General features: G+C 41.5%; 14 protein-coding genes. 11 read left to right on the forward strand and 3 right to left on the reverse strand.

Annotated features, from left to right (window positions below):
* Positions 1-88: 88 nt before the first annotated feature.
* Together AL038_RS03480 and ccmA are read right to left on the reverse strand one after the other, a co-directional pair.
* Positions 89-1,861, reverse strand: a complete 1,773-nt coding sequence (locus AL038_RS03480; RefSeq protein WP_062149092.1) for a dynamin family protein — start codon at positions 1,859-1,861, stop codon at positions 89-91.
* A 151-nt stretch (positions 1,862-2,012) separates the two neighbouring features.
* Positions 2,013-2,666, reverse strand: a complete 654-nt coding sequence (gene ccmA, locus AL038_RS03485) for a cytochrome c biogenesis heme-transporting ATPase CcmA (protein WP_062149097.1) — start codon at positions 2,664-2,666, stop codon at positions 2,013-2,015.
* Positions 2,667-2,819: 153 nt separating this feature from the next.
* Here ccmA and AL038_RS03490 point away from each other — a divergent pair, with 153 nt between their 5' ends.
* The 7 genes from AL038_RS03490 (at position 2,820) to AL038_RS03520 (ending at position 10,862) form a co-directional block, all read left to right on the forward strand.
* The gene (locus AL038_RS03490; protein ID WP_062149101.1) at positions 2,820-3,854 is read left to right on the forward strand and encodes a type IV pilus twitching motility protein PilT; all 1,035 of its coding nucleotides are present in this window, start codon (positions 2,820-2,822) and stop codon (positions 3,852-3,854) included.
* 65 nt (positions 3,855-3,919) lie between these two features.
* The gene (gene urtB, locus AL038_RS03495; protein ID WP_062149104.1) at positions 3,920-5,533 is read left to right on the forward strand and encodes an urea ABC transporter permease subunit UrtB; all 1,614 of its coding nucleotides are present in this window, start codon (positions 3,920-3,922) and stop codon (positions 5,531-5,533) included.
* Positions 5,534-5,554: 21 nt separating this feature from the next.
* Positions 5,555-6,643, forward strand: a complete 1,089-nt coding sequence (urtC, locus tag AL038_RS03500) for an urea ABC transporter permease subunit UrtC (RefSeq protein ID WP_062149107.1) — start codon at positions 5,555-5,557, stop codon at positions 6,641-6,643.
* Positions 6,640-7,512 (forward strand): urea ABC transporter ATP-binding protein UrtD, encoded by an 873-nt coding sequence (gene urtD / locus AL038_RS03505; RefSeq protein ID WP_414635100.1) that lies wholly within the window; start codon positions 6,640-6,642, stop codon positions 7,510-7,512. The genes urtC and urtD overlap by 4 nt, the downstream gene beginning before the upstream one ends.
* A gap of 152 nt (positions 7,513-7,664) precedes the next feature.
* Positions 7,665-7,835, forward strand: coding sequence for a hypothetical protein (locus AL038_RS03510; RefSeq protein WP_161575420.1), 171 nt, complete (start codon positions 7,665-7,667; stop codon positions 7,833-7,835).
* A 333-nt stretch (positions 7,836-8,168) separates the two neighbouring features.
* Positions 8,169-9,458, forward strand: coding sequence for an HlyD family type I secretion periplasmic adaptor subunit (locus tag AL038_RS03515; protein WP_062149110.1), 1,290 nt, complete (start codon positions 8,169-8,171; stop codon positions 9,456-9,458).
* A 42-nt stretch (positions 9,459-9,500) separates the two neighbouring features.
* Positions 9,501-10,862 (forward strand): C1 family peptidase, encoded by a 1,362-nt coding sequence (locus AL038_RS03520; RefSeq protein ID WP_062149113.1) that lies wholly within the window; start codon positions 9,501-9,503, stop codon positions 10,860-10,862.
* Positions 10,863-11,065: 203 nt separating this feature from the next.
* Here the strand turns inward: AL038_RS03520 and gyrA are convergent, their stop codons facing one another.
* Positions 11,066-13,705, reverse strand: coding sequence for a DNA gyrase subunit A (gyrA, locus tag AL038_RS03525; RefSeq protein WP_062149116.1), 2,640 nt, complete (start codon positions 13,703-13,705; stop codon positions 11,066-11,068).
* Between the two features lie 141 nt (positions 13,706-13,846).
* Between gyrA and gntF the strand changes: the two genes are divergently transcribed.
* The 4 genes from gntF to AL038_RS03545 all read left to right on the forward strand — a co-directional run bounded on the left by gntF (position 13,847) and on the right by AL038_RS03545 (position 17,811).
* Complete coding sequence (gene gntF, locus AL038_RS03530; protein WP_062149119.1) at positions 13,847-14,647, forward strand: guanitoxin biosynthesis pre-guanitoxin forming N-methyltransferase GntF; 801 nt, start codon at positions 13,847-13,849, stop codon at positions 14,645-14,647.
* 736 nt (positions 14,648-15,383) lie between these two features.
* Positions 15,384-16,061 (forward strand): lipoyl(octanoyl) transferase LipB, encoded by a 678-nt coding sequence (gene lipB / locus AL038_RS03535; protein WP_062149122.1) that lies wholly within the window; start codon positions 15,384-15,386, stop codon positions 16,059-16,061.
* Positions 16,043-17,161, forward strand: coding sequence for a chorismate synthase (gene aroC, locus AL038_RS03540; protein WP_062149126.1), 1,119 nt, complete (start codon positions 16,043-16,045; stop codon positions 17,159-17,161). Before lipB ends, aroC begins: the two co-directional genes overlap by 19 nt.
* Positions 17,161-17,811, forward strand: a complete 651-nt coding sequence (locus AL038_RS03545) for a glutathione S-transferase family protein (protein ID WP_062149128.1) — start codon at positions 17,161-17,163, stop codon at positions 17,809-17,811. Before aroC ends, AL038_RS03545 begins: the two co-directional genes overlap by 1 nt.
* Positions 17,812-17,833: the final 22 nt, after the last annotated feature.

A 17,833-nucleotide genomic window follows, 5' to 3' on the forward strand; every position in this document is an offset into this window, starting at 1 on the left:
TGAGTATAACCACGCATTATCATGGGTATAGATAACGAGTGGGTAGCGATGGGCTTTTGGCCCGTTAATTAATAATAACATCATCGTATTATCCCAATACGATAGTGGGATAATCTTTTTTTAACTCATCATTTAGCTTATTTAACGCTTGTTTAGATTGTTGTTGTTGAATACGGAGTTGTTCTACATCTTTGGCTTCATTTGCTAAATAAGCATCAAATTTTAAAAAATGTTTTTCCACGTCAAACTTCAGATTATGGATGTAGGGTTTTAGCTGTTCCTGAATCCGTTGTTTTAACTGCTCGCTGGTTTTTTTAACAGTCTCACGGTAATTCGCCAACACTTTATGCTTGCTCCATTGCGCCCCGCCGCCTACCAGCACCAAGCCCACCGCGACAACCAAACCCCCCGTAATATCTAACCAAATACCTTGTGTTAAGGCGGCTAACAATCCCCCTGTTGCCGCAATTCCTCCACCTGTTGCCAACACAGCAACCATATTCCATAACGGATTATTATCAGTGATAGGCTGCATATTACTATCATTTTTAACAAAAATTGCAAAATGTTCTTTTAAGTCATTGAGTATATTGCCACGTCTCTCTGCAATATGTGTAAAAACGGAATCGTTATTGATTAAGGGGTTTTTCTGATTCACCTGAATTTTTAACTCAATTTGTGCAACCATTTGTTGTACATTATGCGCGACATCAAAAATGCCACTGTTGAGCCGTTCTTGTAAAACATTCGTTAATTCTTGCTGTAGTCTGTCCTTAAAATCCTCAAACCATGCGGAAAATGATTTTTTCGTGGTTAATTTGTTTAACAAGGGTAACGTCATCACAGAACGCCCCAGTAAGCTAAAAAACCCCAGTTGCGTATCCATTTCCTGCTCTAATGTCAGTGCAACTTTATGATATCCTTCTAAAGTATATTCAATCACGCGGTCAACTTCATTAATCGAATGGATTTCTCGTTGTTCGAGTAACTGCTTAACTTCTAAGCGAAAGGCTTGGTCAACTTCCAATTGTGCCGCACGTAGCTGTAAACCCTTTTGGATTTGTTCAATAATATGGTTTGCGGTTTCAATACCATTTTTTAATTTGAGGATAACGGCATTACTGCCCGTAATATTCTCTTGAATGTATGAACGAATATCATCGAATCCGCTTTCATCAACACGTTGTTCTAACTCATCTTTTGCAGAAACACAAAACGTCTGCGGGTTTTCAATTCCACGTTTTTGTGCTTCCCGCACAACATTATTGCGATTAATGTCTAATCCTTCAGGATTAAGTTTCAGTAAATCAGCTTGTTGTAAAATAAAAATAACTTTTTTATGCCATTCTGTATGAATATAACTTAAAAACTTCCATGCAGATTGTTGATAGGGATTAATACAAGGAAAAACAAAAATAATTAAATCACTATGTGGAATAAAATGCTCTGTAATTTCCTGATGTTCTTTAATCGTGACATTGTTTGTACCGGGCGTGTCGACAATGGCTAATTCTTGCAAAATATCAACAGGTAACATGATTTTTTTCAAATGCTCGTTAATGACTTGAACACTTTCTTTTTCGCCATAAACAATTTGTTGGACAGTATCCGTACAAGGGTCAGGTGCAACTTTACAGACTTCTCGTTTTAACAACGCATTAATAAAACTACTTTTTCCTGCTTTTACCTCACCAACAACCACGAACATAAACGGGTCTGTGGTACGCACGCGCAATTCGCTGACCCAGTCTGTTAATTCTTTATTGCCTATCATTAATGTAACGTCTTGTAATGACTTTAAAATAACAGCTAAATCATTACGATAACGTTGCAATTGTTGGTCAAAAATATGTTCGTTCATACTGGAATGTCCATAAGCAAAAAAGGCAGAATAAGGATTTATACAGCGTTTTTAAGTGTTTTAAGTCGTCATTATATTTGTTTATCCCTGCTTAGGGCAAAATATCTACTGTGTCGCAGAGTCGGGGATTCTATCCATCTTGCAAAGCGGGTTAATCATTCAAATCCAAACACCGTGCTTGTTGACAATTAACCGTGTGATGTGACGTTAATACAACCAAGTTGCCGCGTTGCGCGTGTGCATCTAGTAATCCTTCAATCATCTGAATAGCCGCTTTATCCAATGAGGTAAATGGCTCGTCTAAAATCCATAATGGCACATTGCAAACCAGCAGCCGAGCCAATGCAACACGACGTTGTTGTCCTGCTGACAGTGTGCGCACAGGGACATCTTCAAATCCGCGCAATCCAATAATTGCAAGCGCGTCCGTTAAATCTATATCGGTTGTTTGGCTGGCTAACGCGCGGGTTACTTGCAAATTTTCTAATGGGGTTAATTCAACTTTAATACCCGCTAAGTGTCCGATATACAATAAATTTTCCCAATAGTCTCCTTGCAAGTCTAAAATATCTTGACCCTGCCAATAGACAATGCCTTCTGTTGGTAGTGCAAGCCCACATAAAATGCGTAATAAGCTGGTTTTACCGCTACCGTTACGTCCTTCAATTTGTAAAACCTCCCCCCCAGAAACACTAAAGTTAAGATTATCAAATAGAACTCTATCATCACGAATGCACTGTAATCCTGCAACAGATAAGGTAGGCGTTGTTGGTAAAGCGATTGTTGGTAGTATGTTATTTATCATGGAAAAAGGGTTGTATAAAAAGGAAATATGCTATTCAGGAAAAGAATAATGACGCTATAATGCTTATTATGTGACTTAACGCGAGTACTGTACAAAGATTGTTATCTAAAACCTTATAAAACAAATGATTTTAACGCAAAAGAGGGTTTAATTATGGATATAGGCGAAATTTTAGCGTTCGGTGTTAAGAATGGGGCTTCTGACTTTCATTTATCCGCAGGGGTACAACCCATGATTCGCGTGAATGGTGACATGCGCCGCCTCAATGTGGATGTGTTAGATCATAGCACGGTGCGTGACATGGTTTATGACATCATGAACGACAGTCAGCGTAAAGAGTATGAGAAATATTTAGAATGCGACTTTTCTTTTGAAATTCCAAATCTTGCCCGTTTTCGGGTCAATGCTTACAATCAAAATCGGGGCGCGGGTGCGGTTATTCGCACGATTCCATCCAAGATTTTAAGCCTTGAGCAGTTAAACGCACCGAATATTTTTAAACAATTTGCAATGGCACCACGTGGAATTGTCTTGGTAACGGGCGGGACAGGGTCAGGAAAATCAACCACCCTTGCGGCGATGATGAATTATCGGAATGAGGAAGAATATGGGCATATTTTAACGATTGAAGACCCCATCGAATTTGTGCATGAACCCAAAAATAGCTTAATTACTCAACGTGAAGTCCGTCGTGATACCTTAGGCTTTACTGAAGCCCTGCGCTCCGCCCTGCGCCAAGACCCTGACGTTATTCTGGTTGGGGAAATGCGCGATTTAGAAACTATTCGCCTTGCCTTATCCGCTGCTGAAACAGGTCACGCGGTGTTTGGCACATTGCATACCTCCTCTGCGGCTAAAACGATTGCGCGTATTGTAGAAGTCTTTCCTACGGAAGAAAAAGACACCATCCGCACAATGATTTCAGAATCTTTACAAGCCGTTATTTCACAAAGTTTGTTGAAAAAAGTAGGCGGTGGACGGATTGCTGTGCATGAAATCATGGTGTGTAATCCTGCGATTCGTAACTTAATCCGCGAAAATAAAGCGGCACAAATGTATTCTGCAATTCAAACAGGGAGTAAAGAAGGAATGCAGACCTTAGACCAAAAATTGCAGGAGTTATTGAAAAAGAATCTAATCACCCGCGAAGCAGCGCGTGAAAAAGCCGTGTTTAAAGATAATTTCTAAGCGGTTGGTGTAAGGGCGAATTTATTCGCCCTTATTTTTGTCCCTTACTTAATAAGCCTATTATCATGACACGTTATTTGATTGGATTTATCTGGCTTTTATGTCTAATACAACCGCTACAGGCTGAAACATTTGAAACCGCTGTTAGCACATTAAGCCAAGCAACAGACCGCTCAACATTAATCACAGCAATTCAACAGTTTGCTACGGTTGGCGATGAACGCGGTTTAAAAATTTTGGAAGCATTGCGCGATGAACAATTGCGTATTACCGATAATCAACGGGTTTTAATAATCACAGGGCAACAGGCAAAAGACGTGTCAACGGGTGAAACTATTGATACTACAGGCTTAACTTTTAAAGAATTACCCAGTATTAACAATGCACTCCGTCGGGCTTTATTACCTGCTATCGGACAATTACAACTGAATGTTAAAGACCCCGTTATCCGCTTACAAGCCGCAGAGGAATTGCGCAAACGTCCCCCCGAAGGGGCGGAAGCATTTCTAAAAACCGCTATCGCCCGTGAACAAGACCCCAAAATTAACCAAACGTTAAAAATTGCCCTCGCTCAAATTGAATTAAGCAGTACCGACCGTCAAACCCGCCTAAATGCTTTGCACTTAATGCAAGATGTACAGTCCAGTGAATTTACCGCATTACTCACCCCCTTATTAGCAAAAAATCCCGATGGCAGTTTTGTAGAAACGGATGAAGAAATCCGTGCTACCGCCAGCACCATGCTAAATGCCCTCGAAGCGCAACAGCAGCGAATTGCTCAATGGGGAAATCTTTTTTATGGCTTGAGTTTAGGCAGTATTTTATTACTTGCCGCCTTAGGATTAGCGATTACATTTGGACTGATGGGCGTTATTAACATGGCACATGGGGAAATGTTAATGCTCGGCGCGTATAGCACTTATGTTGTGCAGAATCTATTCCGTGATTATTTACCCGCCAGTCTATTTGATTGGTACTTATTGCTAGCCTTACCGGTTGCTTTTCTAGTCAGTGCGAGCGTTGGTGTGGTCTTAGAGCGCAGTATTATTCGTTTTTTGTACAACCGCCCATTAGAAACGTTACTCGCAACATGGGGGATTGGCTTAATTTTAATTCAAACCGTGCGGTTACTCTTTGGCGCGCAAAATGTGCAAGTTGCAAATCCTAGCTGGTTATCAGGCGGTATTGAAGTTGCCAATAATTTAGTTTTACCTTACAACCGATTAGCCATTATTGGCTTTGTGATTTTTGTCGTATTTCTCGTTTGGTTTATTTTGCGTCATACACCATTAGGTTTAAAAGTGCGTGCCGTTACCCAAAATCGGCAAATGGCAGCATGTATGGGAATTCGCACGGCTCATGTGGACATGTGGACGTTTGGACTAGGTTCTGGTGTCGCAGGCTTAGGGGGGGTTGCACTGTCACAAATTGGCAACGTTGGCCCTGAATTAGGACAAAGTTATATCATTGATTCTTTTATGGTCGTTGTGTTAGGTGGTGTTGGCAACATTGCGGGTGCAGTCTTTGGTGCTTTGGGTTTAGGCATGTTAAGCAAATTTTTAGAGCCTGAAGTCGGTGCGGTGATGGCCAAAATATTAATGTTGGTCTTTATCATCCTATTTATTCAAAAACGCCCACAAGGTTTATTCGCGCTCAAAGGGCGATTTGTTGAAAACTAAAGACTCAAGGACATAAGCCAAATGATATTAAAGCGTTTTTATACCCTACACAGCCCACTTGCGTGGCTTGCTCTAGTGCTGGTTGCCCTTGTTGGTATTGTTGGCATTCCACTACTAAATACCCAATTAGACCCCAGCAGTACAGGATACGTTCCTGACTACCTTATTCCCTTACTTGGCAAATTTCTCTGCTATGCAATGGTTGCTCTAGCGATTGATTTAATTTGGGGTTATGCGGGTATTCTCAGCTTAGGACATGGCGTATTTTTCGCGCTAGGTGGCTATGCAATGGGCATGTACCTCATGCGCAGTATGGCGGGGCTGGGTGTTTATCGTAGTGAACTCCCTGATTTTATGGTATTTCTTAACTGGCAATCGCTTCCTTGGTACTGGTACGGATTTGACAGCTTTGCCTTTACCCTGTTGATGATTTTATTAATTCCCGCGCTACTCGCGTTTATTTTTGGCTGGTTTGCGTTTCGCTCTCGTATTAAAGGCGTGTATTTTTCCATTATCACTCAAGCCATGACTTTTGCGTTTATGCTCCTGTTTTTCCGTAATGAAACAGGATTTGGTGGCAACAATGGTTTAACCGATTTTAAATTTATTCTGGGCTATTCGATTCAAGAACACAGCACCCGCCTCGCGCTATACATCATCACGGCTACCGCCCTGTTATTAGTTTACTTACTGTGTCGTTTTCTTGTTACCAGCAAATTAGGACGAGTACTAACAGCGATTCGTGACGCAGAAAGTCGTGTTATGTTTTGTGGATACAATCCATTGTATTATAAATTATTTATATGGGTTGTTTCCGCTATGATTTGTGGCATTGCGGGCGCGTTATACGTGCCACAAGTTGGCATTATTAACCCCGGCGAACTAGCCCCCGCAAACTCCATTGAAATGGTTATCTGGGTTGCCGTTGGCGGACGTAGCACCCTTATTGGTGGCATGATAGGGGCGGGTGTTGTGAACGGTGCAAAAAGCTGGTTTACGGTCGCTTATCCTGACTTATGGCTATATGTGTTAGGGGGTTTATTTATTATCGTAACGCTCTTTTTACCACGCGGTTTAATCGGTCTTTTTAAAGGAAAGGAAAACAAATGACACTCACCGCTTCCGCACCCAACACAGATAATACACCGCCGTGGTTAGCGCGTGGTCGGCAATTTTGGCGACGTGACCGCGTGTTTAAAATGGTCATGCCACCCATACATTCCGTTAACTTGGATTTATCCCACGATACTGTCTTATATTTAGAAAACATCACCGTTAGTTTTGATGGTTTTAAAGCGTTAAATAACCTAAATTTCTACGTAAAACGTGGCGAATTACGTTGCGTTGTCGGCGCAAATGGTGCGGGTAAAACCACGATGATGGATGTCATCACAGGCAAAACCCGCCCCGATAGCGGCTCAGCTTTTTTTGGACAATGGATTGATTTAACACAATATTCAGAACCAGAAATTGCAGCCGCAGGCATAGGGCGCAAATTTCAAAAACCCACTGTATTTGAAAACCACAGCGTGTTAGAAAATTTAGAGTTGGCTTTGCGCACACATAAGGGCGTGTGGTCTAGCCTATTTGCGCGCTTAACACCAGAACAGCGCGACCGCATTGATGAAGTTCTAAACCTCATTGGCTTAACCAACCACGTACAACGACGTGCAGGCTTACTCGCGCATGGACAAAAACAATGGTTAGAAATCGGCATGTTATTGGTACAAGAACCTTATTTACTCCTGCTAGATGAACCCGTTGCAGGAATGACGCAACACGAGATAGAACGCACTGCTGAACTACTCAACTCGCTTGCTGGTCGTCATGCGGTTGTGGTGGTTGAACACGATATGGCTTTTGTACGCTCGATTGCTAAAACCGTGACAGTGCTACACGAAGGGCAAGTATTAGCAGAAGGAAATATGACGGACATTCAAGCAAATCCGCGTGTGATTGAAGTGTATTTAGGCGAGTAATGCAAAATGGTCTGAATGGGAATGCTTAAGCGTAACAGCGTTGATATTATTATGAATATATGTAAACCCTGCCAACGCTAAAAACCCTGATTCAGACCATTCTTCTATTAACAGACACAAAGCAACATAACAATACAGGACAAATTTATACCATGATGACAGAAAACGTAAAAAATGCGCCATTTGACCCACAAGTGCAACTACATATTAAATTAAGTTTTGCAGAACGTGCTGCCTTAAAAAAGCTAGCAACGGCTCAAGGTTTAAGTATAGAAAAACTCTTACAACAACAGATTAAACAACTGCTTGAAAATAAAGCGTGATAAAACATCATTATTCAAGTTTTACTTAAGCGTGTGCTTCAACATTCTGGTAATACTGGAAAATCCGTTATTTCCCCAATAAGAGACTGTCTAAATCAAGATATTCAGATACACAGACAATCAGAACTATCAATGCAGTCACTTTTTATACCTGTCTATGTTAAAAATCCTAACGGCGATAATGACTACGCTTATTCTTTTATGTTTTTTTAACACTACCTCATCTTGCCTATTTTCCATCTAAAACTTCAAATGGGTTCTATATGACCTGATTGACTATAAATTATTACGCTTCATTCCCTCTGATGATTAAAAATAAAGTGAATAATCCTTATGCGTGAGTATCCCCCTCTTCTGACTCCTTCGCCAAGTGTTTGGAGTCATCTTATCACTTGGTTAACACTCCTTTTTTTATTAACGGCAGGCATTTGGGCAAATTATGCAACGTTAGATGAGGTAACACGTGGTATCGGTAAAGTTATTCCATCCAGTCAAGTGCAAATTGTCCAAAACTTAGAAGGGGGAATTATTTCTGAATTATCCGTGAAAGCGGGTGATATTGTTGAAAAAGGACAGATTTTACTGCGGATAGATGATACCCGTTTTTCCTCTTCCTTTCGGGAAAATAAGGTGAACATTGTAGAACTACAAGCCAAAGTTGCCCGCTTAACCGCAGAATCTGAAGGAAAATTATTTACACTCCCCACCAAATTAACCAATGAACAACTCAGTTTTTTTAAAAATGAAGTCGCTTTAGCCAACTCGCGCCAACAAGCCTTACAAGCAAATTTAGATATTTTAACCCAACAAAAACGACAAAAAAACCAAGAAATTAATGAATTAAAATCAAAATTAACCCAGTTACAACGTAGTTATGACTTGGTAAAAAAAGAATTGGATATTACCGAACCATTGGTAAAAAAAGGCGTAATGTCAGAAGTTGAACTTTTACGCTTACAACGAGAAGCCAGTGATTTAAAAGGTAATTTAGAAGGTATTCGCTTAAGTATTCCGCGTGCAGAAACGGCTGTTGATGAATCGGAACGGAAAAGCAAAGAAATTGCCGCCACTTTTCGAGCGAGTGCATTAACTGAACTTAATGATAATAAAGCTGAATTAGCCAGAAACGCAGAATCAGGGCTTGCACTAGAAGACCGCGTAACCCGCACGCTGGTGCGTTCTCCTGTAAAAGGTACGATTAAGCGCGTTAAAGTAACAACGGTTGGTGGTGTAGTACAACCGGGAATGGATTTGGTGGAAATTGTACCGTTAGAAGATACGTTATTAATTGAAGCACAAATACGTCCTTCTGATATTGCTTTTTTACATCCCGGACAAGTCGCCATGATAAAATTTACCGCTTATGATTTTTCTATTTTTGGCGGTTTACAAGCCCATTTAGAACATATCAGTGCGGATACCATCTTAAATGAACGCAACGAAGCTTTCTTTTTAATACAACTGCGTACAGAGCAAAATTTTTTAAGTAATGGGGATAAATCATTACCAATTATTCCCGGCATGACGGTTAATGTAGATATACTCACGGGCAAAAAAACCCTGCTTAATTATTTATTAAAACCGCTCAAAAAAGTTCACGATGAGGCTTTACGTGAACGTTAGTCACAACCATAGGCAATTTTTGCATTATCAGGATTATGCACCATGTCTCACATCAAAATTACCCGCGCTGACGGGACAGAACGTCAACTTTCAGGGTATCACTACGCCAAACCCGATGCGCAAGCCAAACCGTTTGCATCACAACTAGGCAAGAAAAAGTTACCCGCCAAAGTCGATTTACGTCCTTATATGACGGAAGTAGAAGACCAAGAAAATACCAGTAGTTGCGTTGCAAATGCGGTTGCAGGTGCGTATGAATACTTAGCAAAACGTCATTTAGGCGAAGATTCTTATAATGTAAGCCGTTTATTTATCTATTATAACGCCCGTTCTTATCGCAGTTGGGAAGAGAAAGACAGTGGTTCTTTTATTTCCGATGCAATTGAGGGTTTACGTGAATATGGTGCGTGTTCAGAAGAAACATGGGTGTTTGACGTAAAGGCTGTTACCAGTGAACCTGATGAGGAATCTTATAATGAAGCCGCTCAATTTTTGGTTGAAAGCGTTGAATTAGTGCCTGTGGATTTAACGGCTTGGAAATCAGCGTTAGCAGAAGGACATCCGATTATTTTTGGCATTTCCTTATTTAAATCTTTTGATTCTCAAAGAAAAAAAGGCTTAGTTCCCATGCCTTCCCCACAAGAAACTGCTCGCGCGTCACATGGTGGACATGCGATGTTATGCGTGGGTTATTCAGACAATGACCAAATGTTTATCGTGCGCAACTCATGGGGAGCAGACTGGGGCGACAATGGATATTGTTATATTCCTTATCGTTATCTGGTAAATCCTGAGTTTAATAGTGGTGATTGCTGGATTATTAAACAACTGGATAACTTTGAAATTGATGAAGAATCATGGTCTGATGATGATGAATCTGTATTAGGCGATTGGGAAACCGAATTTGCTGAAATGAGCGACGAGGATTATCAAGAGATGCTGGAGGCGATGGGAGATTATCCCTTAGAGTTGCGTCTTGCAATGATAATTATGTCTGCGGCAGGGGCAGATGATGATGTTAGTGATGAAGAAATAGACGAAATCACGACTTACATGGATACGCTGCTTGAATTGTTGGGCGTGAAAATGAAAACGGCCCGCTTATTACGCAACGCACTTAAGCAGTTAGATGATGAAGAATTGCTTGAAGAATCCATTGATTTATTGGGCGAATATTTATCTGGTGAGTTGTTAGCACGGATTATTCAGGACATTGAAACCTTGATTGGTGTTGATGATATGTCAGAAGAAGAGGAGGAATTCCTCAATGAATTAATCAGTCGTTGGCAAATTGAAGATAATGAGGAAGAATCAGAAGACGACGACGAGGACTATGAGGAGGACGAAGACGAAGAAGAAGAAGAGGAGGAGGAGGAAGAACCAACACCAAAGAAAAGACGGTAAGTAAAAAATAGCCTAGATAAGAAGTTAAGTTCTTTGCTTGATATGAGATTGTCTAAATCAGGATTGGCAGAATTATCCATGCAATTACTGTTTTTAATTCTAAAAGTCCCGATTTAGACAATTACCATTTTTATCCATTGCTATCTAGCACTACTAACTAACGGATAACACTGCTTAAAGCGGTGGTATCCGCGTTATTCCGCTTAACTTAATGGCGAGGTATCATCGGGTGATGGGTCATCTGACGCGCCGTTATTAGCAAGTGTATCGTTAAGGATGTCGTCATCTACGGCTACATCAATAATCTCATCCCCTTGTAATTCCATTATTTTCTCTACGCCAACTAATAATTCTCCATCAACCAGTCGAATCAAGCCTACCCCTTGTGTATTACGACTTACGACGGAAATACCCGCAGCAGGGGTGCGAACCAATGTGCCGCGATTACTAATCAGCATTAAATCATCATTGTCTTGCACTTGTACCGCGCCCACAACTAAACCGTTACGTTCAGAGGTTTTAATAGAAATAACCCCTTTTGTGCCACGTCCTTTCGTTGGATAATCTGCAATGGGTGTGCGCTTGCCATAGCCATTCTCTGTTGCGGTTAGAATCGTTCCGCCCGCTTCGGCAATAATCAGAGAAATAACTTTATCTTCTTTATCCAAAGAGATACCACGCACACCGCGTGCTGTCCGTCCAACTGAGCGCACGGCATCTTCAGTAAAGCGCACGGCTTTGCCATGATTGCTGAATAACATTACATCTTGTTGTCCATCTGTAATAGCAACGTTGACCAGTTGGTCGCCTTCGTCTAATGCCAATGCAATGATGCCGTTAGCACGGGGACGCGAAAACTCGGTTAAAGGGGTTTTTTTGACCGTGCCAAATATGGTTGCCATAAAAATGTAGCGATTTTCGGTAAATTCGCGCACGGGTAAAATGGCGTTGACCCGTTCACCTTCTTCTAATGGCAATAAATTAACAATGGGTTTACCGCGTGCATTCCGCCCTGCTTGCGGCAATTCATAGACTTTTAGCCAGTAAATTTTCCCCGCACTGGTAAAGCATAAAATCTTGTCGTGCGTGCTAGCAATAAATAATTTATCGATGAAATCTTCTTCTTTCATCTGGGTTGCGGCTTTGCCTTTCCCGCCCCGTTTTTGTGCTTGATAAAGGCTTAATACTTGTGATTTAACATACCCTTCGTGGGAGAGCGTGACGACAACCGATTCATCAGGAATTAAATCTTCAATATTTAAGTCACGATGGTCTAAGACGATTTCTGTACGGCGTTCATCGCCATATTCGGTCACAATGGCTTGCAATTCTTCGCGGATGACTTGCATCAGGCGTTCACCGCTGTTTAAAATGGCTAACAGTTCGTGAATTTGGGTTAATAGCCCTTTGTATTCTTCAAGAATTTTATCTTGTTCTAAGCCTGTTAAACGGTGCAGGCGTAATTCTAAAATGGCTTGGGCTTGTACTTCTGACAGGTGATAATATTCGCCCTCTAATCCCAGTTCTGCGGGTAAGGTGGTGGGGCGAGACGCATAGGCGGCATCACCTTGCATCATGGTTTTAATTAAACTCGCTGACCATTGACGGGCTAATAAACCTTCACGCGCTTCTTGAGAGGTTTTAGCGGCCTTAATCAGGGTTATCATGTCATCAATATTATTTAAGGCAACGGCTAAGCCTTCTAAAATATGCGCCCGTTCTCGGGCTTTGCGTAATTCAAACAGGGTACGACGGGTGACAACTTCACGGCGATGACGTAGGAACAGTTCTAATAACTGCTTTAAGTTTAAAATACGTGGCTGACCATCAACTAATGCAACAATATTAATGCCGAAAACCGTTTGCAGTTGTGTTTGTTGGTATAAATTATTCAGCACTACTTCTGCCGATTCGCCCCGTCGGACTTCAATCACTAAGCGGATGCCGTCCTTGTCCGATTCGTCACGCATTTCAGTAATGCCGTCGATTTTTTTCTCTTTGACGAGTTCGGCAATTTTTTCCTGCAAGCGGGCTTTATTCACTTGATAAGGCAATTCATTAACAACAATCTTTTCTTTGCCCGTGTTATCGTCTTGCTCTATCGTGGTTTTAGAACGTACATAAATGCGTCCACGTCCTGTGTGATAGGCTTCAACAATTCCACTCGCGCCATTAATCATCGCAGCCGTTGGAAAGTCAGGGCCAGGAATAAACTTCATCAGCGCATTAATATCTAATTCAGGCTCATCAATTAAAGCAATACAGGCACTAACCACTTCACGCAAATTGTGCGGCGGAATATTGGTTGCCATCCCAACGGCAATGCCACTAGAACCATTAACTAAGAGATTAGGAATGCGGGTAGGAAATACACTGGGTTCTTGTTCAGAACCGTCATAGTTAGGGACAAAATCGACGGTTTCTTTTTCTAAATCGGCTAATAATTCGTGGGCAATTTTTGCCATCCGTACTTCGGTATAACGCATTGCGGCGGGTGCATCACCATCAATAGAACCAAAGTTACCTTGTCCATCAACCAGCAAATAACGTAAAGAAAAATCTTGTGCCATGCGGACGATAGTGTCATAAACTGCACTGTCGCCATGAGGGTGATATTTACCAATAACATCCCCAACAATACGGGCTGATTTTTTATAAGGTTTATTCCAGTCCGTGCCTAACTCATGCATGGCAAATAAGGCGCGACGATGTACAGGTTTTAAACCATCCCGTACATCGGGTAATGCTCTCCCCACAATGACACTCATTGCATAATCGAGATAAGATTGTTTCATCTCATCTTCGATATTAATGGGAAGAACTTCTTTAGCAAACCGTTCCATTACAGTGCCTCTGTTCCTAGTAAAATTAGGGTGATTTCTGCTGTAGAAAAATGCCACATTGTAACATAAATTAGGGTAACATTGCGTGGGATATTTTAGCTGAATTTTTAAGTAAATTAATTATTTAATGGGGTAGAAATAATGACCGATGCTGTTTTAAAAGACTATCAACAGTTTGATGTACGCAATTATTTAAACGAATATTTTCTAACCACCGATGGTGTAAACGATAGATGCAGTCGTTTTTTAGCCCGCTGTGTTCAAGAACAAGATTTATCTAATGCTCAAGTATTAGATTTTGCTTGCGGTCCAATTATTTCTTCTATTTTGCATATTGCGACCGTGTGTAAAGAAATTGACATGTGCGATTTTGTCCCTGCTAATTTAGAAGAAATTCGCACATGGACGGCAGGAGATACAGATGCGTTTAATTGGGATAGTTTTGTTATTAAAGCATTACAAGATGAAAAAGCCCTTGCAGGCATACCCGATGCGGACATAACGGCAGAAGAAATTGCACAACGCAACACCCTTGTGAGACAAAAAATTGGACAGTTACTTCATTGTGATGGAAAACAAAAATACCCACTCGGGATAGATTTTAAAAAACGTTATGATGTTCTCATCATGAGTTTTTGTTTAGAAAACATAGCCGAGTCTGTAGATGAATTCGAGAATATATTTACCAACACACTCGAACTGTTAAAACCCAATGGATTATTGATTTGGTTTGTTTTAGCACAACGCAAAGATTATAAAGTAGGCGAATTAACCTATCATTCACTGGTTGTATCACCAACCATTGTTGAACAACAATTAACCCGCGATAATCGCTATCAAAAACTAGAATTTATCGTTGAACACATTGGAGAAGATGGCAGTTTATCCGATTCTGTACTGGTATTATGCAGTGCGCGAAAACTCACAACACCCAAGCATTAGAACGTTCTACTACCCATCTTGCTTTAACGGGTACAAAGCCTGTTTTACCTTGTGCTAACTTTTTTGGCTTAGCGGGTTTGATAGCCATTATCCAAGAGAATTGTCGTCTTAGGCATCGGCTTGTTCCTAAAGTAATCGAGATTCTCCTTGAACATCTCAATTAAACCTAGGTCATCATTAATATTGGCTTTTGTGCAGTGTGTAAACAAGGGAAAACCTAAACTATCCACCGCTAAGCATTTTCATGTAAGCCTGTCATCAGTTTATCGATGACCCAGAAACTCCTCCATTGTTTGTAATGCCAATAAATAGTTGAATACAGTGGGAAATATTTAGAAAGGTTGCCCCAATGACAGCCATTTTTGAGCTAGTAAAGCATCGCATCAAACAGAAGGCGATAGCCCCATTTATGAGGACAGGCGAGCTTTTTCTTGGGTAATAACGCAGTTAATAGTGGTTCAACCACTGCCCACTCTGCATCAGTCAGGCTACTTGAATAAGGACTTATTTTATTTTGGTTCTGTTTTTATCATCTTTATTCTTTTTGGTTCTATACAGAATGCAATGAAACCCTTTAGTTAAGGTAATCCTATTGCACCACCCTGTACATATTCCCCTTATAACAATGACAAGTTTTATCTTTGCAAACGCAGTAAATACTGATTAAGACACATACCGCTTCAAGTGATATTATCCGTTGTTCATCTATCCTTATACTTTTTGCAAGCAGTCTATCGTGGACACCGTTATCATTCGTTATCTGGGACAAGTTCCCTACGCTCCTATTTATCAGGCGATGCAAACATTTACCAATGAACGTACAGCACAAACACCTGATGAACTTTGGTTTTTAGAACACCATCCTATTTACACACTAGGACAAGCAGGGAAAACCGAACACCTGTTGGATACAGGCACGATTCCTGTACAGCCCATAGATAGAGGCGGGCAAGTCACCTATCACGGCTTAGGACAACTGGTTGTTTATATACTCATGGACCTAAAACGCCATGATTGGGGAATACGTCAACTGGTAACGGCACTAGAACAAGCCGTTATTGACTATTTAGCCTTACACACAATTCACGCGAGCCGACGCGAAAAAGCCCCCGGTGTTTATGTTAATGACCGCAAAATTGCCGCATTAGGTTTACGGGTGCGACATGGATGTAGCTATCACGGTTTAAGCTTTAATATCAACATGGATTTAAGCCCGTTTAATGGCATTAACCCCTGTGGATATCCCGACTTACAAGTAACACAACTGGCCGATTTTGGCATCACAGACGACATTGCTCACGTGAGTATGCAATTTGCACAATGCCTCTGTCACACCCTTAACTACACGCCCGTATCCCCCCTTTCCTCCCCTTTTACAACAACTGAGGTGCTTGAATGTCAGGCAACACAATAGGAACGGCATTCACCGTTACAAGCTTTGGTGAAAGTCATGGGCTTGCTATTGGATGTATTGTGGACGGTTGCCCGCCCAATATGTCCTTAAGCGAAGCGGATATTCAACCCGATTTAGACCGCCGTAAACCGGGACAATCCCGCTACACAACCCAACGGCGCGAAGAAGACACCGTTAAAATTCTCTCAGGCGTTTTTGAAGGAAAAACGACAGGTTGCCCCATCGCCTTACTCATAGAAAACACCGACCAACGCTCCAAAGACTACGGCAAAATTAAAGACCAATTTCGTCCTGCTCATGCTGATTATGCCTACCAACAAAAATATGGTATTCGCGATTATCGCGGTGGCGGACGCTCGTCCGCCCGTGAAACTGCTGTGCGTGTCGCGGCGGGCGCGGTTGCGAAAAAATATTTAGCTGAACGCTATGGCGTTAAAATTCGCGGTTATCTATCACAATTGGGCGTTTTAAAGCCTGATATGAATAATTTTGATTGGAATGAAGTAGAGCGCAACGCCTTTTTCTGCCCCGATGTGTTTAAAGTGGGGGAAATGGAAGAGTACATGCAAACACTTATTAAAGAAGGTAATTCTATTGGAGCGCGTGTTAATATTATCGCCAGTGGAGTACCTGCAGGCTGGGGTGAACCCGTATTTGACCGCTTAGATGCCGACATTGCCCATGCCATGATGAGTATTAACGCCGTGAAAGGGGTAGAAATTGGCGCGGGCTTTGACGCAGTGACCATGAAAGGCACAGATAACCGCGATGAAATTACCCCTGAAGGCTTTTTAAGCAATCATGCAGGTGGTATTTTAGGCGGCATTTCTTCAGGACAAGACATCACCGTCAGCATCGCCTTAAAACCTACCTCCAGTTTGCGCCTAGCAGGACGTAGCGTCGATATTCACGGACAACCTACCGAAGTTATCACTACAGGACGGCATGACCCCTGCGTTGGTATTCGCGCAACCCCCATTGCAGAAGCCATGTTAGCCATCGTTTTAATGGATCATGCGCTACGTAATCGCGCCCAAAATAGCGATGTAAAAAGCATTACCCCTCAAATTCCTGCCCAAGCACCTGACGAGTCGTTATAATGCAACCGATAGAACTCATTAGCTTTAACCTCTGCCCCTTTGTACAACGCTCCGTGATTACCGCGTTATATAAACACATTCCCGTCAACATAAAATATATCGAGCTTGATACCCCCCCAGCATGGTTTTTAGACATTTCTCCATTAGGAAAAGTCCCTGTTTTAACAGCAGAAGGACAAATTATTTTTGAATCAGCGGTGATTAATGAATACCTTGATGAAATTAGCCCGCCAAGCCTGCACCCTGCAACCGCCATTCGCAAAGCCCATAATCGTGCATGGATAGAATTTGGCTCTAGCCTTATTGTTAGCCAATACTATTTAGCAACCGCCAACACACTAGAAAATAAAGATAAATATCAAGCCGAAGTGTTAGAAAAGCTAGCAACCGTAGAACGTGTGCTACAAGCTAAACCCTTTTTTAATGGTGAACAATTCTCCCTTGTTGATGCGGCTTTCGCGCCTATTTTTATGCGGTTAATGCTACTGGCAAAATACCTACCGTTTGATATTTACCAACAAACGCCAAAAGTACACGATTGGGCGAATACATTACTAGCCCTAGATGCTGTGCAAAAATCGGTTGTGCCGACCTTTGCTGATTTATATACCAACTTTCTGAAAAAATCGGGGAGTTATTTAGTACAATAAAAACCCATACTTTTTGGTATGG

Origin of the sequence: Beggiatoa leptomitoformis (genome assembly GCF_001305575.3) — a bacterium.
In the GTDB taxonomy this organism is placed as follows: Bacteria; Pseudomonadota; Gammaproteobacteria; order Beggiatoales; family Beggiatoaceae; genus Beggiatoa; species Beggiatoa leptomitoformis.